The sequence below is a fragment of the Lysobacter sp. K5869 genome, from assembly GCF_018847975.1.
In the GTDB taxonomy this organism is placed as follows: Bacteria; Pseudomonadota; Gammaproteobacteria; order Xanthomonadales; family Xanthomonadaceae; genus Lysobacter.
Window position 1 is genome coordinate 4,822,654 of sequence record NZ_CP072597.1, and the last position, 24,488, is coordinate 4,847,141.

Below are 24,488 nucleotides of genomic sequence, written 5' to 3' on the forward strand. Positions count from 1 at the left end.
GCAGGGGGGCAGACATTCGACCCGGCATCAGGCCGGTCCATCGACGAGCCGGCACTCAGTGCGACAAGCCGATTTTGGGAGCCGCATGCGGTTGCGCTGCTTGCTGTTCTAACGGCTGAGTCTGAGCCTGCCGCTGGGTTTGCTGCTGATTGAGTTGTTCGACGCGGTCCAAGCTCTTGTCTGCAGGCACCTGCGCCGCGGCATTGGCTTCTATCGCGAGATGATGATGCGGGCCCGCCGGCCCATGGGGAGAGGCATACCCGATGAGGTTGGGCGCGCCGTCGGCGCTCCTGCCGATGACGACCCCGGATAGGTTCTGGCCCACGACTGGATCGGCCTTCACCGCCGCCAAGCCGGCCGCGGCGAGGTTGCGGGCTTCGGCTTGGCTCCAACGGCCGTCGGCTTGGGCTGCGCGATGGAACATCTCGAAGGCTTGATAGTCGGGGTGTCCGGGAGCGTCCGCGCGAAGTGCCGGAGCGGATGGGCTTTGCGCTAGCGCCTGACCTCCCAGCCTGTGCACGGTTTCCGCCGCGCTCAGCGTATGCGACACGCTTTCGTATTCGCGCCGTCCGTTGCTCGTGTCGACATAGGAGAACGAGCGTCCGGCGCCGCCCAGGTCCAGCCCAGCGCGCTCGATCCGGTTCGGATCGAGCTTCAAGGTCGCCATGTTGAGCTCGATGGCGGGCACATGCATCGTGGTGCCCTTGGCGTAATCGTTGAGCTCGCTGGCGGCCATCTTCATGACATAGGTGCCGTGGGTATCGCGGTAACTGCTATCGCCGTGCTGGCCGATGCTCGCCCCCGGATCGGTGTAGCACTGAGCGACCGCTTCGATCGCCGGGCTCGTGCGGAACTGATTGCCGATGATTTGGATGCCGGCGGGCGACAGATCGATGCCGGGAGCCAGAATGCCCTGATCGACGCATGGGGTAGACGGTTCCGCTCGCCGCAGGAACTCGTCCTTGTCGAAGGCGCCGTCTGCGCCGGCGGTGCGGCTGGCCAGGGCATTCATCCCCACCAACTCCGCCATCGCCTCGTTACGGCGCATGAAATCGACATAACGGTTAGCCGGGCCAGTGAGGTCGGCCGAGCTTTCGTCGTTGGATGCGGCGCGGATGGCCTCGCCCATGTTGTAGCGCAGTGCATAGCGTTCGCGCTCGGAAGCGTCCGCCAGCAAAGCATGGCCGGCTTCGTGGCCTATTACGACGGCCAGGTTGTCTCGCCTCGCCGAAGCGCTGTCGAAGCTCTTGGCATCGAAATTGCTGGTATTCAGATGGATGGTGCCGGTGCGTTGCTCGTAGTGACCGGACTGGTTGGGCTTATCGGTCGTGTCGAGGTGCTTCAGTGAGCCACTCTGGATGGCCGCCACCATGATGTTGCTGAGGTAGGGCGAACTGGCGATGGTGGACTCGATGTCCGCGACGGCAGTGGGCGGCAGACCTTTCTTCTGCGCGAGTTCTTCGATCAACGGACGAATCTCATGCCGCAACTGGCTCACGCTTCATCCTCAGGCGTGTTGGCGTTGATCCGGATCTCCTGGACGCAACCGGCGCCGCCGGGCGCCCATTGGGCAGAGATCACGAAGACGATCCCATCGGCGGTCGGCGCAGCGCGATACACGGCGCGTTCGCCGCCATCGCGCTGACGCACGCCCTCAGTGGCGCTGTAGCCCCGGCCGCTGAGGTGCCGACGCAGTCGGTCGAGGGGGAACAGGCAGCCCTTTTGGCCGGCGCGGGGCTCCTGGGACAGCCCGGCCGTCCATTTGCCTGGGCGCTCGCGGTAGAGCGTGTTGATCCAGAGGGCGTAAGCGCCTTGCGCTCCCAAGTCTCCCCGGGCGGCTTGCTCGCTGCCGACAGGATGCAGGTTCAGGCCGATGGTTTTGGCGACGTGGGTCGGTTCCAGATCGCTCGGAGACCTGAGGCTATCGATGAGCTGAAAAATGCGTGCGATCCATTCGTCGGGTTGCAAGGACGGTCCAGGAGGCGGGGCGACCGGCGGCTGCGCAGGCGCGGGCGAACTCTGGACGGACGACTGCGCGGCGATACGGTCGAAGTGCGCGGCGACGCTTTCGGCCGCAGCGTCGCCGCCAGCGGGGACCTGGGTCGTTGCGGTCATGGGGGCGTCCTTGGGCTGGTCTGATGAGGCTTCGGCGGGCGGTTGCGCGCAGCCGGCCAGCGCGAGGCAGACCAACCCAATGCTTGCGTGCTGTGTCCAGCGCTGAGGCGTCATAGAAGAAATAGTTTCCATTTGATCTTTTTGGTCAATACAACGGCCGGGCGAGCAATGGGGCGTCGCTTCCACAATGCGCAACCCTTGTTCCGGTATCAAGGATATCTATGCAGGAAATTGGAGAAATACTTAAACCATCGGCTCAAATCGCGGCGTTCCCGGCCAACGTGTGTTTATTGGCACTCGGCACGGGGCTTCCGATGGCGGAAGCGCGACCTCTGGCCCGTAGGCAGTCGTCGGGACGGGGACGATCAAGTCGGTGGGCTACACGCGCGGGGTGCCGCGTGTTTGGTTCGTGCGGCCCATCGGAACACCTTGATGTCACGCATATAAAGCTCCGTCTCGGTGACCGCGCTTGTGTATCGGGTTGGCGCGTCCGGCGAACATCCGGGCGATGCTTGCATCGCCAATTTGCGCATCGAGACCGAAGCGAAGAAGCGCGAAGGTGGCTGAGGTTCGATCCAGATCATCTGCATCTGGACGGCGGAACGCTTGAACAGCGGCGCGGGTGGCGCCTGGGGCGGAGGCTGGTCGATGCTGAGCGCCACGCTGCCACGGTAGGGCTCCCCAACACACTTCGCCTGCCTCCACGCGCGACCGCATCGCCCGTCATCGGGCTCCCACAGCCACGCGTGGACGCAGGCCGCCGCGTTAGCGGCTCTCTCGCAATTGCAGCCGGTTGCCGTCGGGGTCCTGGAAGACCGCGACATAGCCCCACGGGTACTCGAGTACGCCGGTCTCGAACTTCACGCCGCGCGCGCTCAAGGTCTCGACCGCGGTCCGGCAGTCTTGCGTCTCGATGGTGTACGCCGCCGGGATGCGGCCGTAGACCGGGCGGCCCTGCCCGGGCGTTCCGGGCCACAGGACCAGCAGGAAGTCTTGATCCTTGACGCCGACGGCCAGGAAGCGCGGGCTGTCGGGCGCGGCGTTGTCCGCGGCCGGGTTGTCCGCTCGCTTCTTGAAGCCGAGGACGTTGGTGTAGAACTCCAGGGCCGTGTCTTGATCTTCAACGAATACGGTGGTGTATACGACTTTTTCCAGCACGGTGCGTTCTCCTCGTTCGTGATTGCGTCGGTCTGTCCGCTCGCGCCGGGCCGCCGAAGGCCCGGTCTCTCGATGACACGCCACGGGCTGGCGATGTGACGAGCCGGGTTCGGCGGCCCGGTCCGTCACATTCGCGGTGCGTCGCGGGTCATACCTGCATGGTTACCGAATGCGAGGAGGAACTGGGCCGATGAATGAGCACGAATGGCTGGGCGCGAGGTTCGAGGAGGAGCGGCCGCGTTTGCGGTCCGTCGCGTACCGCATGCTCGGTTCGCTGAGCGAGGCCGACGATGCCGTGCAGGAGACGTGGCTCCGGCTGAGCGGAACGGCCAATCGCGATGTCGACGATCTCGGCGCGTGGTTGACGACGGTCGTCGCGCGCATTGCCTTGAACATGCTGCGCTCGCGCAAGATGCGCGGCGAGACGCCGCTGCCCGATCTGATCGTCGAGCGCGCCGACGCGGCGAGTCCGGAGCAGGTGGCGCTGCTGGCGGACGGCATCGGCCTGGCGTTGCTGGTGGTGCTCGATACGCTCGCTCCGGCCGAACGCGTGGCGTTCGTACTGCACGACATCTTCGGCCTGCCGTTCGAGGAGATCGCGCCGATCGTCGAGCGCACGCCCGCGGCCGCGCGTCAGCTCGCCAGTCGCGCGCGTCGCCGCCTGCAGGCGCGCAACGCGCCGGCCGACGGCGATGCGGAGACCGATCTGCAGGCGCAGCGAACGCTGGTCGACGCCTTCATCGCGGCCGCGCAAGACGGCGACGTCCACCGGCTCGTCGCCCTGCTCGACCCGCAGGTGCTGCTTCGCGCCGATGTCGCCTCCTTCGAGATCCGCGGTGCGGAGCAAGTGGCGCGCCAAGCGCAGACGTTCTCGCGCCTGGGCCTGCTCAGGCGCCCGGTGCTCGTCAACGGCGCTGTCGGGCTGATCGCCCTGCTCGAAGGCAAGCCGCTCGCGCTGATGGCGTTCGCGTTCGGCGGCGGAAAGATCACCGGGATCGACATCGTGCGCACGCCCGAGCGGCTCAGCCGACTGGATCTGAGCGTTCTCGACGATTAGCGCGCCCGCGCGTCGCAACCGTACGCCACTCACTATTTTCGACCCTCAGGAGTCGTCATGCGCACGCTATTGCTCGTAGTTTTGTCCTTGCACGTTCTCGCCGCGGTGTTCTGGGCCGGCGGCAGCTTCGCTATCGCACGCCTCGGCGGCGGCGCCGCGCGCTTGCAGGCGCCGATGCTGGGCGCGGCGATCGCGACTTTCGTCAGCGGCGGCTATCTCTGGCGCGCCACGCACGGCGCGGCCTTCGGCAGGCCGGAGACGGTGCTCGCGGTCGGCATCGCTTGCGCGCTGGCGGCGTTCGTCGTGCAGCTCGGCGTCGGCGCGCGCGCCCGCTGGGCACTCGCGCGCGCAACGCAGACAGAAGCGCCCACGCACGCGGCCCTGGCCGCCCGCTTGGCCGCCGTTCTGTTGGCGGTCGCGGCGGTGTGCATGGCGGCGGCGCGCTATGCCTGAGCGCGCGCCTGGGTCGTTTCCGCGCAAGCGCGGAAGGCGCGCGCCGCATCGGCGCGCGCAAGACGCGAGGTTCCGGGCCGGTGTCCGCTCCGATTGCCTCGGACGGAAGGCCGCTGCCGTACCGAAGCGGGCAACCGCCGGAGTACGCGCGGCGCAAACGATCTCGGCGCCGCCGGTCTGTTCGTTTCAAAGACCGCCGCGAATCCGATCCGGCAACGCCCTCATTCCAGCCCGAGCTCGCGCCGCAGCGCGGCAACGTAGGCGCGTCCCACCGCCAGTTCCGCGCCGTCGCTCAACACCAGCCAGTAACGGCTGCCCGAGCCGGCGTGCAGGCTACGGATGTGGCGCAGGTTGACCAGATACGAGCGGTGGCAGCGCACGAAATCGGGCGGCAGCACGCCGATCAGGCCGGCCAGGGATTTGTCGTGCAGTTCGTCGCGGCCGTCGCGCAGGCGCAATTGGCTGTAGTCGCCGTCCGCGCGGATCCACACCACGTCGGCCAGTTCGACCAGGGCGGTGCCGTGGGCGCGCCAGATACCGAGGTAGCGGGCTTGGCCGGAGCGGTAACGGCCGGCATCGAGCAGGCGTTCGAGCGCTTGGCCCAGGCGCTCGCGCGAGAACGGTTTGGGCACGAAATCCAGCACGCCGTGTTCGAAGGCCTGCAGCGCGCGTTCGCGATGGGCCGAGACCACGACGCAGTGGTAGCGTCCGGCCACCGCGCGCCGCAACAGCTCGAAGCCGTCTTCGCCTTCCAGGTTCAGATCCAGCAACAGGCCGTCGTAGACGCTGCGTTGCAGCCGGTCGCCGGCCGCTTCCAGATCCGCGACCGCGTCGAAACGCGCGCGCGCGCCGGCCAGTTCCGCGCTCAGCCGCAGCAGGCGCTGGCGCACCAGCGGTTCGTCCTCGACGATCAGGATGCGCATGTCAGCTCGATCCGGCCGCACCAATCGGCGCCGTCGACGCCTTGGACGAAGCGCCAGCCGTCGGGATAGGCGGTGGCCAGACTGGCCTCGATGTAGCGCGTGCCGGTGCCGCGGCCGCGGTGCGGCGCCGACCCGCGCGCGCTGCGCAACTCGAGGGTCCAGCGGTGGTTCTGGCGATGGACGCGCAGCCGGAAGGGATGTTGCGCGCAGGCGCCGGCGCCGGCGTGGGTCAGCGCGTTCTCGATCTGAGCATGCAGGATGCCGGGCGGCAGCGACAGTCGGGTGTCGTCGGCTTCGACCTCCAGCGACAGCGGCTGGTCCGAGGCCAGGGCGACGATGTCCAGGTGGTTGCGGCACAGGGCCAGTTCGTCCTCCAGCGGGACGCTTGGGCGGGTGCTGCTGTCGCGCAGGCGGTCGAACTGCTCGGCCAGCGATTCGACCAGACGGCTGGCGCGCGGCGGCGCTTGTTCGATCAGCTCTTGCAGGCAGGTCAAGGTGTTCATGAGCCAATGCGGATGGATGCCGCGTTGCAGCAGTTGCAGCGAGAGCTGGGCGCGCTCTTCGCGCAGCGTCGCGTTGTGGCGATCCAGGGCGCGCAGTTGCGCCGCGTGGCGCAACAGCAGGAAGCCCATCAGCACCGCCAGCAGCAAGAAGTACGGGCCGTCGAGGAAGGCGCCGCGCGCGACCGCCAACGCCAGCACGCCGGCGAGCGACAGCGCCAGCAGCGGCGTGCGTTCCTCCGGCGCGTCGCGCACGCGCAGCAGCACCCCCGCCGAGGCGAGCAGGCTCAGCAGCAGGACCGCCGCGGAGCGCGTATCGAAACCGGGCAGGAACGCGGCGGCCGCCATGAGCGTCGCCAAATAGACGACGCGCGCGGCGACGGGCACGGCCACGTCGAAGTGACGCGCGAGGTAGGCCGGCAGCAGCATCGCCGCCGCCACGTGCAGGGCCAGCAGCATCAGCAGGCGCGGGGCGTGCCAGGGATAGGCATAGCCCATCAGCGGACGCCAGGCTTCGACGATCGGCAAGGCCAGTCCGACCGCGCAGAGCGCGAGCAGCAGTCGCGCGCCGCGCATGCGCGGGCGGCCGCGCTGGACCGCCAGGAAGTACAGGCACGCCGCCGCGAGCGCGCCGGTGGCGAAGGCCGCGATCAGCCAGGGCCGCATGACGCGGCCGTAGAGCAGTTCGGGCGGAGCGACGATGGCGACGGCGTCCGCATTGCGCAGGCGCAGGTTGCGGTGCTGGCTGGACGCGAGCACCAGCAGTTCGTCCGTCGCGCCGGCGGCGGACGGCGGCAGCGCCCGGACGATGTCGATGCGGCCCGGGCGTTCTTCCCCGGCGGTGCGGCCGACGACGCCGTTGCCCGCCAACGCACGCCCGTTCCAATAGAGCCGGCTGGCGCCGCGCAGCGAAACGCGCAGCGCGCGGTCGCCCTCGTCCGGCGCCGCGGGCGCGGCCGCTCGCCAGCGCAGCCAATACGGGCCGCGCCAACCGGCGAGGCGTTGTTGATCGAGCGGGCGCCACGGCGTGTCGGCGGACGGGCGCGTCGGCAAGTCGCCGGACGCCGTCGGCGTCGCGGGCGCCATTTCGCCGCGCAGCACCTGCACGGTCGTCATGTCGGGCGTCGCGGCGAGCAGCCACGCGGCGACGGCGGCGAACGACACGACGAGTACGGCCAAGCTGCGCGGGATCTGCATGCCCGCATCTTATCGGCTGGGCGGAGACGCTGGACCGCCGTTTGGAGCGGTTCGGCGGACGGGCGCGACGGACTCGCCGCGACGAAGGAGACGCTGGCGTCCGTGGCCGAGGCCGCTTCGCCCGATCGAGAGACGCGAAGGCCTCCTCCACGTCCCGCCCCTCGCCCAACCGGAGTTCGCCATGTCCCGCAAATCGTTATTCGTTCTCGCTCATCGTGGCCGGTCCCTGCATCGGGCCGGGAGGCTGGCGGCGATGTGCATCGCGCTGGCCTGCGCGTCGCCGGCGCTGGCCCGCGACGCGCGCGCGCCGCTGATGTTCAAGCCCTACGCGATGCAGACCAAGGGCAACGGCACGATTGCGACCGAGGAAGCGTTTCTCGACGTGCCGCGCCGGCACAGCGAACCCGACGGTCCGCGCATCCGTCTGCGCGTGGTGCGCCTGCCCGCCACCGGCGGCGACGGCCGCGCCGCGCCGGTGGTCTATCTGGCCGGCGGCCCGGGCGGTTCCGGCTTCGGCACCGCGCTCGGGCCGCGCTGGCCGGTGTTCGACCGCGTCCGCCGCGAGACCGATGTGTTGCTGCTCGATCAACGCGGCACGGATTTTTCGCAGATGCCGCCGGAGTGCACGCAGAAGCATCGCTTCGACGACGCGCAACCGCTGCAACGCGAGGCCGCGCTGACCGCGCTGCGCGCGACCGCCGCCGCGTGCATCGCCGAATGGCGCAAGGGCGGCGTCGATCTGGCCGCCTACACCACGGTGGAGAGCGCCGACGACATCGACGACTTGAGGCGCGCGCTGGGCCTGAAGCGGATCAGCCTGTGGGGGATGAGCTATGGCACGCATCTGGCGTTGGCCACCGTCCGCCGCCACGGCGCGACTCTCGAACGCGTGGTGTTGATGGGCACCGAGGGGCCCGACGATACGATCAAGTTGCCGCTGGCCGCCGACGCCTTGCTGGCGGATTTGGCCGTCGTCGCCAAGAAAGACGGGTTCGACGATGTGCAGGGATCGGCCCGGCGCGTGCTGGCGGCGCTGCGCCGTCAGCCGGCCCAGGGCAGCAGTTCCCTGCACGACGGCAGGAAAGTCGTCATCGGCGAATACGACGCGCAGTTGGCGATCGCCAACGCGCTGGGGCGGCGTTCGTCGCAGCGGATGCTGCCGCTGATGCTGCGGGACGCCGAAGGCGGCGACTACGGCCTGCTGGCGGGCTTCGTGCTGATGATGCGCGAGGCGTTGGGCGGGGTTCGCGCGATGCCGCTGGCGATGGATGTGGCCTCCGGCCAGAGCCCGAAGCGTCGCGCCCTGGTCGAGGCGCAGGCGCGCGAAAGTCTGTTCGGCGACGCTTTGAACTTCCCGTTCCCGGAACTCGCCGACGGCCTCGGGCTGGTCGATCTGGGCGAGGCGTTCCGCGCGCCGCTGCGCAGCGCAGTGCCGACGCTGTTCGTCAGCGGCACGCTCGACGGCCGCACGCCGCAGGCCAATGCGCAGGCGCTGTTGCCCGGTTTCAGCAAGGGCAAGCCGCTGCTGATTCGCGGCGCCAGCCACGACAACGAGTTGTGGCTCGGCAATCCGGGCATCGCCGAGAACATCGCCGACTTCCTCGCCGGCCGACCGGTCGAGGATGAAGCGCTGGACGTGCCGTTGCCGGTGTTCGTCAAGAGCAAGGCCGAGCTGTAAGCGTTCGCGGCGCCGCCAGGGCCGCCTGGTGGCGCGTGCGGCGGTCGCATCCGAGCGATGCGAGCAAGCGCAGGTCATGCGCGAGACCCGGTCCGTCCCGCGCTGGCCGCTCGCCCGCCCCTTCCGCGTTCCCCCGTCAGGGCCTCGCCCACCTCGCCACTCACGCCCAGGGAACCGCGCCATGAGCTATCCGGATTGCCAGTACTCCCACGTCACTTGGCTCAACACCGAAAGCGCCGCGTACCAGGCGCTGACCGAAGGCTTGAAGAGCCCGTCCGCGGCGCCCGACGCGATGACGGCGTTCTTCACGACGTTGAAGAACGCGCATGACGATTTCAGAAACGGGCTGCGCCCGGGCGCGAATACGATGGCCTTGCTGAAGGCGTACCAGGACAAGACCGGCATCATCTCCACCCGCGATTACACGCTGCCCGACATCCCCAACAACCCCAACGATCCGGGCAACAGTTTCGCCACCGACCTGATCGAGGGCATCGCCGGCTCGGTGGTGACGGAGATCGGCGTCGGCATCAGCCTGTATACGCTGGTGATGGATCTGATCCATCTGCTCGACGTCAAGCTGCACCTGCAAGGCGTGCTGTTCAACACCGCCAACACCGACCTGGAGGACATCCACTTCCACTTCGGCCCCAACGGTTCGCCGAACGTACTGCCGCTAGCGACGACGATTCCCGCGGCCAAGTCGATCATGAATCCGATCGACAAGAAGAATTACCCGTGCGTGGGCTTCACCCTGTTCGGCGGGGTGAGCTATCAAGCGCTGGAGGGCTTCTATATCGCCCTACAGGCGCGGCGCAAACAGGGCGATCCGATCGAGGTGTACTCGCAGTTCTACGCCAGCTATCGCGGCATCGCGCCGGGTGTCGACGACCGCCGGCACAAGCTGCTGAAGGATGTCTGGTACACGCAGGAGTTCGCCGGGGTGATGGCGCAGAAAGATTCAAATCCGAACGGGATCGTGGCGATTTTCTGCGGTTGAGGGCGGCGCGCGCTGGGCGGGCCGCGATGGCGCGGTTCCCCGTGGTTTCGCCAAGGGACGCACAAAACACGCGAGCCCCGGCCCGCTGGGCGCCGGACTATGATTAGCCCTCTTCAATATGCAAAATCGATGAACCAGGGAAGGGCTCAAAGGGGGGCGCTTGGATCAGTTCTGCTTGCTTAGCTATCAGGATCCTTCGGTCGCGGTTCCGCTGTTCGAAGCGAATAACCGAGCAAAAGGCACCGCGGTATCGGTGGTGATCGGTCCCAATGGGTCGGGCAAGAGTCGAGTGCTCTCCCGAGTGGTCGACGAACTGAGCTTCGTCCACGAACGCCGGTCGTCCACCGAGTCGAAAAAGCGGCAGCCCCTTCCCTCCGAGCGCGCCGCTCTCGAATACATCTTCGACGGCCAGCGGTGCAGGATCGAGCGTCGCGGCAGGGATTTCGAGGCCACGGTCGACGGCGAGTTCGTCGGCATCGAGCAGATGCCCTTCCCGGCCAGGGCAATGGCGATCTCGCATCTGCCCACCGACAAATTTCGCTATGCCCAATCGGAGCCTTCGGATTTCTATCAATACCTCGGGCTCAGGCAAGCGACAAACCTGACGACAACGGGCGCGGTCGAAACGAAGGTTCTGGAAAGCCTGCTTTCCGGCATGGCCGAAGACGACGGATTCGACAGTCGCTTAGGCGCTTGGCTGTCGTTGCTGGGAATTTCGCCCAAGGTGGGCGTTGCCCTCACCCTGTCCAACCGAAGCCTCCTCACCGAAGATTTCGCTTCGATGAAGCAGCGCATAGAGCTTCGAATGCAAAGGCACGGCAGGCTCAGATCACTTTCGGTCAAGCCGGATGAATCGCTCGATCCGCTGTGGTCTTTCCTTTCAATCCTGCCGAAAACCGGGTGGAGTAAGGGACCGAAGGGGTATGAGCTAGCGCTGGACCTCAGCAGATTCATTTCGAGTCCAGACGAAGCTGACTTATGGAGACAAGGCATCGATCTGGCGAAGCGGGTCGATGTATTCCGGACTGTTTCTCCGTTGTTCGACAAGGGCGACGGCCCGGTTCGATTTTCCGACCTCAGCTCGGGCGAACAGCATCTGATCGGCACGAACGTCCGTCTGCTCGCACGCTTGAAGCCGCGCTCTTTGATCGTCATCGACGAACCCGAGATCAGCCTCCACCCCGAGTGGCAGATCAAATATATTCCAACGCTCCTGGAGAGCTTGCGCAAGCACAGTTCCTCGCACGTCATCATCGCCACCCACTCCCATTTCATGGTGTCCGACCTCGACCGGGAGTCTTCGTTGGTGACGGCTCGCCAGGAACAAGGCCCCAAGCTTTCTTTTTTCGAAGGCGACGTTTACGGACGTTCTCCGGAAAACATCCTGTACCGCGTTTTTGGCGTGGCGACCTCCGGCAATTCCTATGTCGAGGGCGACCTCCACTCCGCGCTGATGATGCTTTCCGGGAGGAAGGAGATGGACAAGCGCGAATTGGAGCGCATCCAGACGCGCCTTGAACGAGTCCAAAGCGAGGACAACCCCGCGCTTGGGCTCATCCTCGAGCAAATCGGCTCCGCCGTTGCGGAGGCAGGCTGATGATCAAGCTCGCGCCTTGGCCTGAGATCGACAAGAAGCTGCAAAAAGCGCTCAACGCCATCCCCATCCCTCAACGGCCGGATCGTTGGGATGGGAAAACAAAAATCGTAACCACCTTCAAGCGCACCGTTAAGCGACGCGGCCTGGAGATCCAGAAGAACCGTTGCGCATGGTGCACGCTCCCGGTCGGGGCGCGTGGCCGTCGCAGCATGCATAGGGATCACATCGCCCCGAAACGCAAACACCCTACGTGGACCTTCCGCTCGCAAAACATCGTGATCTCCTGCGAGTTCTGCAATGGGTTCAACGTCAAGAAGGATCTGGAAACCGTAAAGACGAAGCATAGAAGCTACGCCAAATGCGATTTCTTCCTGGTCCACCCTTATTTCGACAACCCTCCCGACCATCTCGAGTTCGTCAGTACCGACCGGGAAATGAAGATTCTGGTCAAAGGGAAAACCGACAAAGGATTGTGGACCATCAGGGAACTGAAACTGGACGATCCGGGCGCAACGATTGAGCGAGCCAAGGACGCCCTTTACCAGAAGCGTCTCGCAGAACTGGACGCCGAAGATCAAAAACTGCTTAAGGCCGCCGTCGACAAACTGGGCGCCTGAGGATATTCCGCAGTCACCGACGCACTCTTCCCGTCGCGGCAGACGCGGCGGGAAAGGTTAGTAGTGCGGACGAGTGATCGCCGCCGCGCGCGCGCCGTCGGCGCCTAGGTTTTCTCGCCGTTCTCCCGCGCCTCGAACGCCGCCCGCGCCGCATCGATATCGGGAATGTGCTCGAACGCCCATTGGCCGAGCGCGATGATCGGCTTGGTGAGCGAGATGCCCAGCGGGGTCAGCGCGTATTCCACGTGCGGCGGCATGACCGCGATGACCGTGCGCTGGATCAGGCCGTCGCGCTCCAGGCCGCGCAGGCACAGCGTCAGCATGCGCTGCGAGATGCCGTTGAGGGCGCGCTTGAGTTCGGTGAAGCGGTGCGGCTTTTCCGCCAGCGACATGATGATGAAGACGCTCCATTTCTCGCCGACGCGCGCCAGCACCTGGCCCGCCTTCTTGCAGTCCACGCTTTCCACGTCGTGAGGTCGATTGGTCACATTCATGATACCGAGGATAGTAAAAGTGCCTTATTGTCCCGCATTTGAGACAGGACTACATTTTCGCCCCGGTAACCATTTTATACCAGGGCCATCCCATGAAGATTCTGCGTATCGATTCCAGCATCCTCGGCGATCACTCGATCAGCCTCCAGCTCACCGCCGCCATCGTCGCCTCCTTGCGCCAGGCCCACCCCGCGGCGGAGATCGTTCACCGTAACCTGACCGACGAGCCGGCCAACCACCTGACCGCCGCCGAATTCCTGGCCTTCCAAGGCACGCCGCCCGAGGGCGATCTGGCCAAACTGCAGGTCTCGCGCAACACGCAGTGGCTGGAGGAGTTCCTCGCCGCCGATGTCGTCGTGCTCGGCGCGCCGATGTACAACTTCACCCTGCCCTCGCAGCTGAAGGCGTGGCTGGACCGCCTGGCCGTCCCCGGCCAGACCTTCGCCTACTCGGACAAGGGCGTGCAGGGGCTGGCGGGCGGCAAGCGGGTGATCGTCGCCTCGACCCGCGGCGGCCGCTACGGCGAGGGCGAGCCGGCCGCGCCGCTCGATCATCAGGAAACCTATCTGCGCGGTTTCCTCGGCTTCCTCGGCATCACCGATATCACCTTCATCCGCGCCGAAGGGGTCGGGCTGTCGCCGGCCGCGCGCGATGCCGCGATCAAGGCGGCCCTAGTGGAAATCGACCAGCTCGCCGCTTAAGGCGACGCGACCGGAGATCCGTCATGAACACTTCGTCTTCGACGGCTGCAGCGCCTCGCGGGACAGCCCGTTTCGTTTCCTGGACGCTGCGCGCGCTCGCCGCGGCCGTGTTCCTCGCGGCCGGCGGCGCCAAGCTCGCGGCAGTGCCGGCGATGGTCGCCGTCTTCGACCGGATCGGCATCGGCCAGTGGTTCCGCGTCGTCACCGGCGTGGTGGAGGTGGTGGGCGCGGTCGGCCTGTTGCTTCCGAGAACCGTGGGTTTCGCCGGCCTGTTGTTGGCGGCGACCATGGCCGTCGCGGTGTCGGTCCATCTGTTCGTCATCGGCGGCAGCCCCGTGCCCGCGCTGATCTTGCTGCTGATCGCCGCGTCGGTGGCGTGGTTGCAACGCGCGGGCATCGCCGATGCGCTGCGCGCGTTGCGCGGGAGCCGGACATGAGCGCGCCGATGCGGGACGCGCGCGCGTTCGAACCGGATCGGTCCGCGCTGCGCCACATCGTCCATAAGACGCGCGGCCACCGCGGTTCGGGTCCGATCGCGCGGCTGATGAGTCCGTCCGATCTGGGCGAAGTCTTGAAGCCGTTCGTCTTTCTCGATCTCTTCGACATGGAGGCGGCGGGCCTTCGAACGATGATGGCGGGCATGCCGCTGCATCCGCATTCGGGCATCGCCACCGTCACCGTGCTCACCGAAGGGCGCATGCGTTACGACGATCCGGAGAACGGTTCGGGCACGATCGGTTACGGCGGCGTCGAATGGATGCGCGCCGGCGCCGGGGTTTGGCATGGCGGGGAAATGTTGGTCGACGACGTGCCGCGCCTGCAGGGCTTCCAACTGTGGCTCGCGCTGCCCCCGGCGGTCGAAAACGGTACGCCGGTGAGCCGCTATGTCGAATCCAAGGACATGCCGCGCGTCGGGCCCGCGCACGTCGTCATCGGCCGCCACGAGAACGCGCAAAGCCCGGTTCCCGCGCCGGACGGCCTCAACTATCTGCTCGTCACTCTGCGCCCCGGCGAGCGTTGGACCTACCAACCGCCGGCGGGACACACCGTGGCGTGGTTGGCGCTCGCGAAGGGCGCGCTGAGCACCGACAGCGACCGGGTCGATGCCGGCGAGATGGCGATCTTCGAGCCCGGAAACACGCGCATCCGTCTTGAAGCCACCGGCTCCGCGGACGCCGTCTTCGTTCTGGGTTCGGCGGTGCCGCATCCCTTCCCGCTGCATTTGGGCCACTACTCCGTGCATACCAACGCGACCGCGCTCGCCGCCGGGGAGCGCCGCATCGCCGAATTGAAGCGGCAGTTGGACGCGGCGGGCGACCGGCGGACCGCGTCCGGAACCATTCCGGTATTTCGGTAAGGCGTGGCCCTACCGTGGGCAAGACGCGGCTTGTCCGGCGAGGCGGCCCGGGCCTCGCTCGGGCCGCGCATCGCGCTTGCCGCTGCGACGCAGGCGGCGTCGCGGATGTTTCCAGATCCGTAACTCGCCGCATCGGTTTTTCGATCTTTTCCGATCCTCTGCGCGCGCCATCACGCGCGATCTGAGCAACCGCGAGGTCGGCTTGCCGCCGCCGTTCCGGCGCCGCTTGAATCCGCCCATGCCGCGCGGCGAACCCTCGCCCGAGCGCGGCATCGCGACGCGGGGCGTTCTCCCCGCCCTCGCCGCCGCGCCCTGCGAACTTCTCAGGAAAGGAGCACCGATGAACATCTCGAACGCGATCGCGAACAAGACCGGTTGGTTGGCTTCGTTGTTGGTTCCGCTGGCGTTGGCGCTGCCGCTGCAAGCGGCGCAGGCGCAATCGTTCACCACGCTGCGCACGTGGCCGGCGGGGGCGTTCGCCACCGGCTGGACGCATATCGTCGATACGCCCAACGGCCTGCTCTACTACAACTCGCAAAACGGCGCGGGCGGGGTCGGCCGCATCGACAGCTCGGGCAACCACACCACGATCCGCACGTATCCGGCCGGGTCGTTCGCGACCGGCTGGACCAGCATCGTCTACACGCCCAACGGCATCTTGTTCTACAACGCGCAGACCGGCGCCGGCGGCATCGGCACGCTCGACAGCGCGGGCAATCACACCACGCTGACCACCTATCCCAACGGTGCCTTCTCGCTGGGTTGGAACCGCGTGGTGGCTTCGCCGAACGCGGTGTTGTTCTACAACTCGAACAACGGCGCCGGCGCGACGGGGCGGGTGAATTGAGCGCCCGCGCGTCGCGGGGCATTCCTCTTCAGGAGAACAACGCCATGAAGTATTCGCTCGCAGGCTGTCTCGCGGCCTTCGCCGTCGTTGCCGCATTCGCGCCGGCCCACGCCGGCTTCAAGCAATCCGTCCCGGTCGACATTGGCACCAATTACGCCGAAGGCAATGTCGGCTATGCCCGCAACAGCACCGACGCCAAGCAGAGCATCGGTTGCACGGTATACGCCACCTCGGGCGCGGCGACGCCGTCGGCGATGTGCACAGCGGCCAATGCGTTCGGCGCGCGCGTCAGTTGCACCACCACCGAAGCGCCGTTGGTGTCGGCGGCGCAATCGGCCAAGGGCGATTCGTATATTCACTTCATGTTCGACGCGGCGAAGAAGTGCACGGAGATCTGGGTCGACAACGACTCCAGTTACGAACCCAAGAAGCCCTGAGCGATGAGAATGCTTGGGCCTGTCCAGGCGGCCGGCGACTGAGGTTTGAGCGGCGTGGGTTGGCCGATGGCGGTTTGCGTGGAGTTGCGCCGGTGGGCGAAGCTGCGCGGTCGCGACTTGCGTCGCTCCTACCGGAGGCAAGACGCGGCGCAGCGGCTTATCGCGATCCGTCGCGCTTGTGCTTCGCCTCACTCCTGCGCCGCCATCGGCAATTCGATGTAGCTCTTGCCCGACCACCGGATACGCAGCGGTTCGCCCGCGTCGGCCAGGGTTTCCGCGCTTACTGTTCGGCCGCTGCCGTAGTTGATTTCGTCGGCCACGGACTTGCCCGGCCCGACCAAGGCCACGATCCGACTGCCCGGCGCCAATTGCCGGCTGGTCAGCCGCCCGGCTAGGAAGTCGAAGCGTTGCTCGCGTCCAGGCCGCAGCAGGATGCGCCGTTGCAAGTGGCCTTCGTAGCTGAGCCGGGTTTGATAGCGCGACAGTTCGAAGTACTCGCCCTTCGCGTTCAATTCGTACAGCGCGATATGCAAGTCGGCGTCGCGCTTGTTCAGGCGCAGACGCAGTTGTCCGGAGAACAGGCCGCTGATTTCCGCGCCGCGCTCGAACGGATCGCTGACGAACACCAAGCGGTTGGCCGTGTCGATGGCGGTGTCCACGATGCGGCCGCCCGGCGCTTCGCGATCGACATCGCTGCGGTCGCTCAGATCGACGGTCTGCGTGGCGGCGCCGGATGCGGGTTTGCGCTGCAGCCGCCAGCGTCCGTCGCCGAGCGCCGCGCCGAAGTACAGGCGCAGCCGCTGCGGCCCCATCGCCGCCAGCGACGGCGCGTGCTTCCATTCGTTCGCGCCCATCACTTCGTAGTTGATCCGGTCGCGCAGCCATTCGGGCTTGGGCGCGCCCTTGAACAGATGGTCGAACCATTGGTAGCGCACGCGGCCGAGGTCGATGCGCGCGACGGGGTCCAAGGCGTAGCCGTTCAAGGCATCGCCGGTCGCCACGGTGCCGCGCTGGCCGCTGATGTGGTCGTACGGGCCCACCAACAGATAGTGTTCGGCGTGCGGACGATAGCGGTAGTGCGCTTGCAGGTAATACAGCGCGCCGATCTGGGCGCCGTCGAAATAGCCGGTGGTGGTCAGCACCGGGATGTCGATGGCGGCGAACTCTTCGCGGTACGGGATCATCGCCTGCCAGTAGGCGTCGTAGTCCGGGTGCGCCAGCCAACGCCGAAACCAGGGGTTGGCCTGGCCGTCGAGCGTGTCGCGTTCGGCGAAGGCGGTGCCCTGGCGATAACCGCGTTCGAACATGCGTTGCCAACGCGCGCGGTCGCGGTACGGCGCTGGATCCAAGGTTTTGTTGTTGGTGACGTAGAACGGCCAGTAATGCGGGAAGCCGAAGAAGATGCCGCCTTCCTTGGGCACGTCGATGCCCGGCGCGGCGGTCACCGACGGCATGATCGCCTTGAGCGCGCGCGGCCGGTGCTTGGCCGCGGCCCATTGGGTGAAGCCTTCGTAGCTGCCGCCGAACATGCCGACGCGGCCGTCGCTCCAGGGCTGCGCGGCGATCCAGTCGATCACCGCCGCGGCGTCGGCGCCGTCGTGTTCGTACGGCACCGGCGTGTCGGGGCTGCAGCCTTTGCCGCGGGTGAGGCCGGCGACGCCCGCGTACCCGTTGGACGCGCTGCGCCGGGCTTCGTTGAGCAAGGTGCCGGGATCGGCGTAGATGGTGAAATTGAGCAGCGCGGGCAGGCGCTCGGGCGCGTTGCGCGGGCGCACGACCCACACGCACAGGCGCGCGCCGTCGGGCGCGGGCACGAGCAGGTCGCGCTCGATCCGGTAGCGGCGCGCGTCGTCTTGCGCGACCAGCGCGGCGGCGCGTCCGGCGAAGTCGCGGTAAACCGTCGCGACCTGGTAGGCGCGCAGCAGCGCCAGCGCTTCGGCGGTGTCCAGACGGTCCGGCCGCTTGCGCGCGCCAAGCGCCTGTTCGACCGCTGCGCGTTGCCCGTCCGCATCGAACAGATCGGAAGAAAACCCGCGCAACGCCAGCGCGGCGCTGCGGTCGTCCAAACCGGCGAAGGCGCCGCGGAAAGCCGCGACGAAGGCTTCGTCGAAACCGCCGCCCTCGCGCGCCTGGCGTTCCTTCGCCAGGGCGTAAATCTCGTAGGCGGCGAGGATCGCGCGCTGTTGCGCGGGGCCGCCGGGGTTCGGCAGCGCGCGCAGTTCGGCGAGGCTCTGGCGTGCCTGCGCCGGCTGTCCGGCCAGCAGGCGCAGGCGGGTGAGGTTGGTCAGATAAACAGCGCGGTTGGGCTCGGCGTAATCGGCCAGCACCTGTTCGGCGAGCGCGGGCACCGCGCGCGCCAAGCCCGCGCGGTCGTCCGCGGTCAATGCGGGGAACGGATAGTCGCCGGCGCGGGCCGGCGATACGACGGACAGAGCCAGCCAGCACAGCGCGAGCACGTAGCGAAGCATTCGTTTCATCCTTGACGGCCGCGGGCCGGGTGTTGAAGTGGATGCGGCGAAGGTGCGTTGCGTCGCAGCGAGCGGTGGATGGTTTGCGGCGCGGGCTGGGGACTGCGCGGTCGCGGCTTACGCCGCTCCTACATGCGCCAGCCCGATGGTTATGTGGATTGTGAGCTCCCTGTAGGAGCGGCGCGAGCCGCGACCGCGAATCCCGGCGTGCGGCGCAAACTGGCGACCCCGCGGTCGCGACTTGCGTCGCTCCTACAGGGGCCCAGGGCGCTACACGGGGCGTGTAGGAGCGGCGTGAGCCGCGACCTGCGAATCCGGGGCTGCGGCGCGAATTGGGAGCTCCGCGGTCGCGGCTTACGCCGCTCCTACATGCGCCAGCCCGATGGTTACGTAGATTGTGGGCTCCCTGTAGGAGCGGCGCGAGCCGCGACCGCGAATCCCGGCGTGCGGCGCGAGCTGGCGACCCCGCGGTCGCGACTTGCGTCGCTACTACAGGGGCCCCGGGGCGCTACACGGGGCGTGTAGGAGCGGCGTGAGCCGCGACCCGCGAATCCGGCCTACGGCGCGAATTGAGGGCTCTGCGGTCGCGGCTTACGCCGCTCCTACAGGGAGCCCAGGCGGCCGCGCGCGGTGCGTCAGCGGTTTAGCGATTCCGCGTGACGCACCTGCCCTGCCCCTCGCACGACGAAGCGTTCGATGGTCAGCGATTCGACGCCCATCGGGCCGTAGGCGTGCAGGCGCGTGGTCGAGATGCCGATTTCGGCGCCCAGACCGAGTTGGCCGCCGTCGTTGAAGCGCGAGGAGGCGTTGACCATCACCGCGGAGCTGCGGGTGCGGCGGATGAAGGCGTCGGCGGTCGCGGGGTCGGCGGTGGCGATCACTTCGGTGTGGTCGGAGCCGTATTGGGCGATGTGCGCCAATGCTTGGTCGAGGTCGTCGACGACGCGGGCGGCGATGATCAGGTCGAGGTACTCGGCGGCGTAGTCGCTGTCGTCGGCGATGGCCACGTCGAAGCCGCTCTGCGTCGCCAACGCGCGGGTGCGTTCGCAGCCGCGCACTTGCACGCCGCGCGCGGACAAGGCCGCCAGCGCGCGCGGTACGAAGTCGGGCGCGATGTCTCGGTGCACCAGCAGCGTTTCCAGCGCGTTGCAGACGCCGGGGCGCGAGGCCTTGCCGTCCACCAACAGATTCAGCGCGAGATCGAGATCGGCGGCGCGGTCCACGTAGAGGTGGCACACGCCCTTGTAGTGCTTGATCACCGGCACGCGCGCGTGTTCGGCGACGAAGCGGATCAGGCTTTCGCCGCCGCGCGGGATCGCCAGGTCGATCAGGTCGGACAGTCGCAGCAGTTCCAGCACGTGTTCGCGCGCGGTGTCTTCGATCAGCGATACCGCAGCGATGGGCAGGCCGCGTTCGCGCAGCGCGGCGTGCAGGGCGGCGGCGATGGCGACGTTGCTGGCGCGCGCTTCCGAGCCGCCGCGCAGCAATACGGCGTTGCCGGCCTTCAGGCACAGCGCAGCGGCGTCGGCGGTCACGTTGGGGCGCGATTCGTAGATCATCGCGATCAGGCCCAGCGGGACGCGCTGGCGTTCGATGGTCAAGCCGTTGGGGCGGGTTTCGCTGCGGGTGACGCCGTCGAGCGGGTCGGGCTGCGCGGCGACTTCGCGCAGCGCGTCGGCGATGGCGCCCAGGCGTTGCGGGTCCAGGCGCAGGCGGTCGAGCATGGCGGCGCTGAGGCCGGCGGCTTCGCCGCGGCTTACGTCTTCGGCGTTGGCCGCGAGGATCGCGTCGCGCTGCGCGTCGAGCTGCCCGGCCATCGCCGCGATCAACGCGGCGCGTTCGGCGCCGTCGAGCGCGGCGAGGGTCAGCGAGGCCGCGCGGGCGGCTTCGGCCAGGGTTCGTACGTAACCGCTCATTGCGAAACCTCGTTAGTGGCGGGCCCGGACGCAGGTTCGATTCCGCCCACCTCCACCGCATCGATGGCGGTCCGACCGCCGATCATCACCAAATCGTCGCGATGCACCACCGACTCGCCGTAACCGAAGCCGAGCACGGCCTCGATATCGCGACTGTGCCGGCCCTTGATCCGCGCCAGTTCGGCCGAGTTGTACTGCACCAGCCCGCGCCCGACCGCATCGCCCTGCTCGGCCACGCGCAGTTCGACCACGTCGCCGCGGCGGAATTCACCTTCGACCGCGACCACGCCGCCGGGCAGCAGCGAAGCGCCGCGCACGCGCAGCGCGTTGGCGGCTCCGGCGTCGATGCGCAGGCAACCGCTGGCCGGCGCGTGGCGCAGCCATTGCTTGCGCGCGCGCAGGCGGTCGCTGCCCGCGGCGACCAAGGTGCCGTGCAACGTGCCGTCGGCGAGCGCGCCCACCACGTCGCTATCGCGCCCGCAAAACAGCGCGGTGGCGACGCCGGCCGTGGCCGCCTTGGCCGCGGCTTCGAGCTTGGTGCGCATGCCGCCGGTGCCGAGCGCGCCGGCACCGCCGCTGGCGGCGATCAGCAGCTCGGGCGTGACCGCGGCGACGCGCTCGATCGGCCGCGCGGCCGGATCGCGCTGCGGGTGGCCGCTGTAGAGACCGCCGATGTCGGTCGCGATCAGCAGCAGATCGGCATCGACCAAGGACGCGACCGCCGCGGCGAGATTGTCGTTGTCACCGAGCTTAAGCTCATCGACGGCGACGGTGTCGTTCTCGTTGATGACCGGCAACGCACCCAAGCGCAGCAACTCGCGCAGCGAGGCGCGGGCGTTGAGGTAGCGGCGGCGGTTGCGCAGGTCGTCGTGGGTCAGCAGCACTTGCGCGACCGGCACGCTCGACAGCTGCTGCCAGAACGCGATCAGCGAGGCTTGGCCGAGCGAGGCCAGCGCTTGCCGCAGCACCAATCCGTCGCCGCCGGTCTTGATCCGACTGCGTCCCGCGGCAACCGCGCCGGACGACACCAGCACCACTTCGCGCTGTTGCTCGCGCGCGCTTTCGATGAAGCGCGCGAGCCCGGCGGCGTAACGCGGATCGAGTCCGCCGCCTTCGAAGCCTGCCAGCAGGCTGCTGCCGACCTTGAGCACGGCGCGGCGCCAGGGCGGCAAAGGCTGCGCGGAAAACTCCTTTGCCGCCGCGCTCATGTGAGGTCCTTCAAGCGCGCTTGCAGCACCTCGAGGCGCAGATCGGCGGCGGCGCCGGGCGAGACGCGCGCGGCGAGGCTGGCTTCGGGATCGCCTTGCGCCCAGCGCGCCGGGTCGGCCGCTTGCTTGTAGGCGTCGCGGAACGGCAGGCCTTGGCGGGCGAGATCGACGGCGAGGTCGGTGGCGTACATCGACGGATCGAGCGCGGCGCGCATCGCCTGCGGCTTCCATTCCAGGTTGCGCAGCAGGTCGGGCAGCAGCTCCAGCGCGCCGAGGCCGCGGCCGAAGGCGTGGAAGATCGCGCCCTTGGAGAATTGCAGATCGCGGTGGTAGCCCGAGGGCAACGACAGCAGGTGTTCGATCTCGGTGCGCGCGGCGGCTACGGCGGAGTAGCTGGCGCGCATGAGTTCGATCACGTCGGGGTTGCGCTTGTTCGGCATGATCGAGCTGCCGGTGGTGTATTCGGCCGGCAAGGCGACGAAGCCGAATTCGGCGCTGGTGAACAGGCTCAGGTCCCAGGCCAACCGGCGCAGGTCGAGCAGCGCGGTGGACAGCGCGTCGATCGCGCCGAGCTCGAACTTGCCGCGCGAGAGCTGCGCGTACGCCGCGGCCACCTGCATGCGGCCGAAGCCGAGCGCTTGGGTGGTGTGGTCGCGCGCCAGCGGCAGGTTGACGCCGTAGCCGGCGGCGCTGCCGAGCGGGTTGGCATCGACCCAGTCCAGCGTTTGCTTGGCCCGCACCGAGTTGTCGATGAAGCCTTCGGCCCACGCCGCCCACCACATGCCGGCGCTGGAGACCACGGCGCGCTGCAAGTGGGTGTAGCCCGGCAGCGGCAGATCGCGTTCGGCCGCCGCGCGCGCCAGCGCGACTTCGGCGGTCTCCACGCACAGCGCGTAGACGCGCGCCAAGCGGTCCTTCAGCCACAGGCGCGTGGCGACCAGGATCTGATCGTTGCGGCTGCGGCCGGTGTGGATCTTGCGGCCGGCGTCGCCCAGGCGTTCGATCAAGCGGCCTTCGATCGCCGAGTGGCCGTCTTCGAAGCGCTCGTCCAGGACGAAGCGGCCGGCCTTGAAGTCCTCGGCCAGCACGTCGAGTTCGCGCGACAGGCCGTCGAGTTCCTCGGCGCTGAGGATGCCGATCTGCTGCAGGCCCTGCGCGTGCGCGCGGCTGGCCTGGATATCGAACACGAAGAATTCGCGGTCGAGGATCACGTCCTCGCCGGCGAGGAAGTTCTGGATGCGCGCGTCGACTTTGACGCCGGGTTTTTGCCAAAGCAGATCGGACATGGGGGCGTTCGCTCGGATGCGGTTCGAAGAGAGATCAGGAAGAAAGATGGTTGGCGATGTGGGCGACGGCGTCGTGCGGCGCCAGGGTCAGGCGTTCGCCGGTGGCGCGGCGCTTAAGCTCCACCGTGCCCTCGCCCAGGCCGCGGCGGCCGACGATCAGCTGCCACGGCAGGCCGAGCAAATCCATGCGCGCGAACTTCACCCCGGCGCGCTCGTCGGTGTCGTCGTGCAACGCGTCCAGGCCCATCGCCTCCAGCGCGCCGAGGATGCTCGAGCAGACTTCGCCGACGTGAGCGTCGCCCGGGTCGAGGTCGACGATGCCGACGTTGAACGGCGCCACCGCGTCGGGCCAAACGATGCCGGCGTCGTCGTGCCCGGCTTCGATGATCGCGCCGAGCAGGCGCGACACGCCGATGCCGTAGGAGCCGCCGTGGATGGGCTTGTCGCCGCCGTCGGGGCCGGTCACCAGCGCTTTCATCGGCGCCGAGTACTTGGTGCCGAAGTAGAACACCTGCCCGACTTCGATGCCGCGCGTTTGCAAGCGGCGTTCGGCCGGCACTTCGCGTTCGAAGCGCTCGAAATCGTGCACGTCTTCGGTCGCGGCGTACGGCGCGGTCCATTGCTGGACGATGGGATCGAGGTCGCCGTCGTAATCGACGCCGGCGCCGGGGATCGGCAAGTCGAGCACGGCTTGGTCGCAGTACACCGCCGATTCGCCGGTCTGCGCCAGCACCAGGAATTCGTGCGAGAGGTCGCCGCCGATGGGGCCGGTTTCGGCGCGCATCGGGATCGCGCGGATGCCCATGCGGGCGAAGGTGCGCAGGTAGGCGACGAACATGCGCTGGTAGGAACGACGCGCGGCGGCCTCGTCCACGTCGAAGGAGTACGCGTCCTTCATCAGGAACTCGCGGCCGCGCATCACGCCGAAGCGCGGGCGCTGCTCGTCGCGGAACTTCCACTGCACGTGGTAGAGGTTCATCGGCAGCGCGCGGTAGCTCTTCACGTTGGCGCGGAAGATCGCGGTGACCATGTCCTCGTTGGTGGGTCCGTACAGCAGCTCGCGCTCGTGGCGGTCGCGGATGCGCAGCATTTCCGGGCCGTAGGCGTCGTAGCGGCCGCTCTCGCGCCACAGGTCGGCGAGTTGCAGGGTCGGCATCAGCAGTTCGAGCGCGCCGGCGCGGTTCATTTCCTCGCGCACGATGGCTTCGATCTTGCGCAGCGTGCGCAGGCCGGCCGGCAGCCACGAGTAGATGCCGGCGGCTTCCTGCCGGATCAGACCGGCGCGCAGCATCAAACGGTGCGAGGCGATCTGCGCCTCGGCGGGGTTTTCCTTCAGGGTGGGCAGCAAATAACGCGACAGACGCATGGCGGTTCTACTCCGAACGCCCGGCCGCGACGGCGGCCGGATTTCCCAACGCGAAGTCCTTCATCGGAAGGACGCCTGAGGGATCCGCCGGCGGTGGCGTTCGCCGCGCGCTC

General features: G+C 67.9%; 22 protein-coding genes. 11 read left to right on the forward strand and 11 right to left on the reverse strand.

What is annotated here, in order from left to right; genetic code table 11:
• Positions 1-55: 55 nt before the first annotated feature.
• From J5226_RS20230 to J5226_RS20240, 3 genes are all read right to left on the reverse strand, one after another.
• Complete coding sequence (locus J5226_RS20230) at positions 56-1,498, reverse strand: hypothetical protein (RefSeq protein WP_215836487.1); 1,443 nt, start codon at positions 1,496-1,498, stop codon at positions 56-58.
• Entirely contained in the window at positions 1,495-2,115 is a 621-nt protein-coding gene (locus J5226_RS20235) for a hypothetical protein (protein WP_215836489.1), read from the reverse strand. The genes J5226_RS20230 and J5226_RS20235 overlap by 4 nt, the downstream gene beginning before the upstream one ends.
• A gap of 765 nt (positions 2,116-2,880) precedes the next feature.
• Complete coding sequence (locus J5226_RS20240) at positions 2,881-3,273, reverse strand: VOC family protein (protein WP_215836491.1); 393 nt, start codon at positions 3,271-3,273, stop codon at positions 2,881-2,883.
• A gap of 136 nt (positions 3,274-3,409) precedes the next feature.
• On the opposite strand from J5226_RS20240, the gene J5226_RS20245 reads away from it, so the two are divergent.
• Positions 3,410-4,330, forward strand: a complete 921-nt coding sequence (locus J5226_RS20245) for a sigma-70 family RNA polymerase sigma factor (protein ID WP_215836493.1) — start codon at positions 3,410-3,412, stop codon at positions 4,328-4,330.
• 57 nt (positions 4,331-4,387) lie between these two features.
• Positions 4,388-4,783, forward strand: a complete 396-nt coding sequence (locus J5226_RS20250; protein WP_215836495.1) for a hypothetical protein — start codon at positions 4,388-4,390, stop codon at positions 4,781-4,783.
• A 221-nt stretch (positions 4,784-5,004) separates the two neighbouring features.
• On the opposite strand, the gene J5226_RS20255 is transcribed toward J5226_RS20250, so the two are convergent.
• Both J5226_RS20255 and J5226_RS20260 read right to left on the reverse strand, forming a co-directional pair.
• Positions 5,005-5,706, reverse strand: a complete 702-nt coding sequence (locus tag J5226_RS20255; protein ID WP_215836497.1) for a LytTR family DNA-binding domain-containing protein — start codon at positions 5,704-5,706, stop codon at positions 5,005-5,007.
• Positions 5,694-7,403 carry a histidine kinase gene (locus tag J5226_RS20260; RefSeq protein ID WP_215836507.1) on the reverse strand — a complete coding sequence of 570 codons (1,710 nt, stop codon included), beginning with the start codon at positions 7,401-7,403 and terminating at the stop codon, positions 5,694-5,696. Before J5226_RS20260 ends, J5226_RS20255 begins: the two co-directional genes overlap by 13 nt.
• 253 nt (positions 7,404-7,656) lie before the next feature.
• Here J5226_RS20260 and J5226_RS20265 point away from each other — a divergent pair, with 253 nt between their 5' ends.
• From J5226_RS20265 to J5226_RS20280, 4 genes are all read left to right on the forward strand, one after another.
• Complete coding sequence (locus J5226_RS20265; protein ID WP_255322866.1) at positions 7,657-9,081, forward strand: alpha/beta hydrolase; 1,425 nt, start codon at positions 7,657-7,659, stop codon at positions 9,079-9,081.
• A 181-nt stretch (positions 9,082-9,262) separates the two neighbouring features.
• Positions 9,263-10,081 carry a hypothetical protein gene (locus tag J5226_RS20270; protein WP_215836511.1) on the forward strand — a complete coding sequence of 273 codons (819 nt, stop codon included), beginning with the start codon at positions 9,263-9,265 and terminating at the stop codon, positions 10,079-10,081.
• A gap of 160 nt (positions 10,082-10,241) precedes the next feature.
• The gene (locus J5226_RS20275) at positions 10,242-11,678 is read left to right on the forward strand and encodes an ATP-binding protein (RefSeq protein WP_215836513.1); all 1,437 of its coding nucleotides are present in this window, start codon (positions 10,242-10,244) and stop codon (positions 11,676-11,678) included.
• Entirely contained in the window at positions 11,678-12,295 is a 618-nt protein-coding gene (locus J5226_RS20280) for a hypothetical protein (RefSeq protein ID WP_215836515.1), read from the forward strand. The genes J5226_RS20275 and J5226_RS20280 overlap by 1 nt, the downstream gene beginning before the upstream one ends.
• 104 nt (positions 12,296-12,399) lie before the next feature.
• Here J5226_RS20280 and J5226_RS20285 read toward each other — a convergent pair whose 3' ends face one another.
• Positions 12,400-12,783: a helix-turn-helix domain-containing protein gene (locus J5226_RS20285; RefSeq protein ID WP_215836517.1), complete on the reverse strand. Its 384-nt coding sequence runs from the start codon at positions 12,781-12,783 to the stop codon at positions 12,400-12,402.
• Positions 12,784-12,881: 98 nt separating this feature from the next.
• On the opposite strand from J5226_RS20285, the gene J5226_RS20290 reads away from it, so the two are divergent.
• The 5 genes from J5226_RS20290 to J5226_RS20310 all read left to right on the forward strand — a co-directional run bounded on the left by J5226_RS20290 (position 12,882) and on the right by J5226_RS20310 (position 16,131).
• A complete protein-coding gene (locus J5226_RS20290) occupies positions 12,882-13,490 on the forward strand; it encodes an FMN-dependent NADH-azoreductase (protein WP_215836519.1) in 609 nt (202 codons plus the stop codon).
• 23 nt (positions 13,491-13,513) lie between these two features.
• Positions 13,514-13,927, forward strand: a complete 414-nt coding sequence (locus J5226_RS20295; protein WP_215836521.1) for a DoxX family protein — start codon at positions 13,514-13,516, stop codon at positions 13,925-13,927.
• Positions 13,924-14,847, forward strand: coding sequence for a pirin family protein (locus tag J5226_RS20300; protein ID WP_255322867.1), 924 nt, complete (start codon positions 13,924-13,926; stop codon positions 14,845-14,847). Before J5226_RS20295 ends, J5226_RS20300 begins: the two co-directional genes overlap by 4 nt.
• Positions 14,848-15,187: 340 nt before the next feature.
• Complete coding sequence (locus J5226_RS20305; RefSeq protein WP_215836523.1) at positions 15,188-15,694, forward strand: hypothetical protein; 507 nt, start codon at positions 15,188-15,190, stop codon at positions 15,692-15,694.
• Positions 15,691-16,131, forward strand: coding sequence for a hypothetical protein (locus tag J5226_RS20310; RefSeq protein ID WP_215836525.1), 441 nt, complete (start codon positions 15,691-15,693; stop codon positions 16,129-16,131). The genes J5226_RS20305 and J5226_RS20310 overlap by 4 nt, the downstream gene beginning before the upstream one ends.
• A 188-nt stretch (positions 16,132-16,319) precedes the next feature.
• On the opposite strand, the gene J5226_RS20315 is transcribed toward J5226_RS20310, so the two are convergent.
• The 5 genes from J5226_RS20315 to proS form a co-directional block, all read right to left on the reverse strand.
• Positions 16,320-18,599, reverse strand: a complete 2,280-nt coding sequence (locus tag J5226_RS20315; RefSeq protein WP_215836527.1) for a CocE/NonD family hydrolase — start codon at positions 18,597-18,599, stop codon at positions 16,320-16,322.
• Between the two features lie 635 nt (positions 18,600-19,234).
• On the reverse strand, positions 19,235-20,515 hold the full coding sequence (locus J5226_RS20320; protein WP_215836538.1) for a glutamate-5-semialdehyde dehydrogenase: 1,281 nt from the start codon (positions 20,513-20,515) through the stop codon (positions 19,235-19,237).
• The gene (gene proB / locus J5226_RS20325; protein WP_215836540.1) at positions 20,512-21,723 is read right to left on the reverse strand and encodes a glutamate 5-kinase; all 1,212 of its coding nucleotides are present in this window, start codon (positions 21,721-21,723) and stop codon (positions 20,512-20,514) included. The genes J5226_RS20320 and proB overlap by 4 nt, the downstream gene beginning before the upstream one ends.
• A complete protein-coding gene (argH, locus tag J5226_RS20330; RefSeq protein WP_215836542.1) occupies positions 21,720-23,009 on the reverse strand; it encodes an argininosuccinate lyase in 1,290 nt (429 codons plus the stop codon). Before argH ends, proB begins: the two co-directional genes overlap by 4 nt.
• Positions 23,010-23,043: 34 nt before the next feature.
• The gene (gene proS / locus J5226_RS20335; protein ID WP_215836544.1) at positions 23,044-24,375 is read right to left on the reverse strand and encodes a proline--tRNA ligase; all 1,332 of its coding nucleotides are present in this window, start codon (positions 24,373-24,375) and stop codon (positions 23,044-23,046) included.
• Positions 24,376-24,488: the final 113 nt, after the last annotated feature.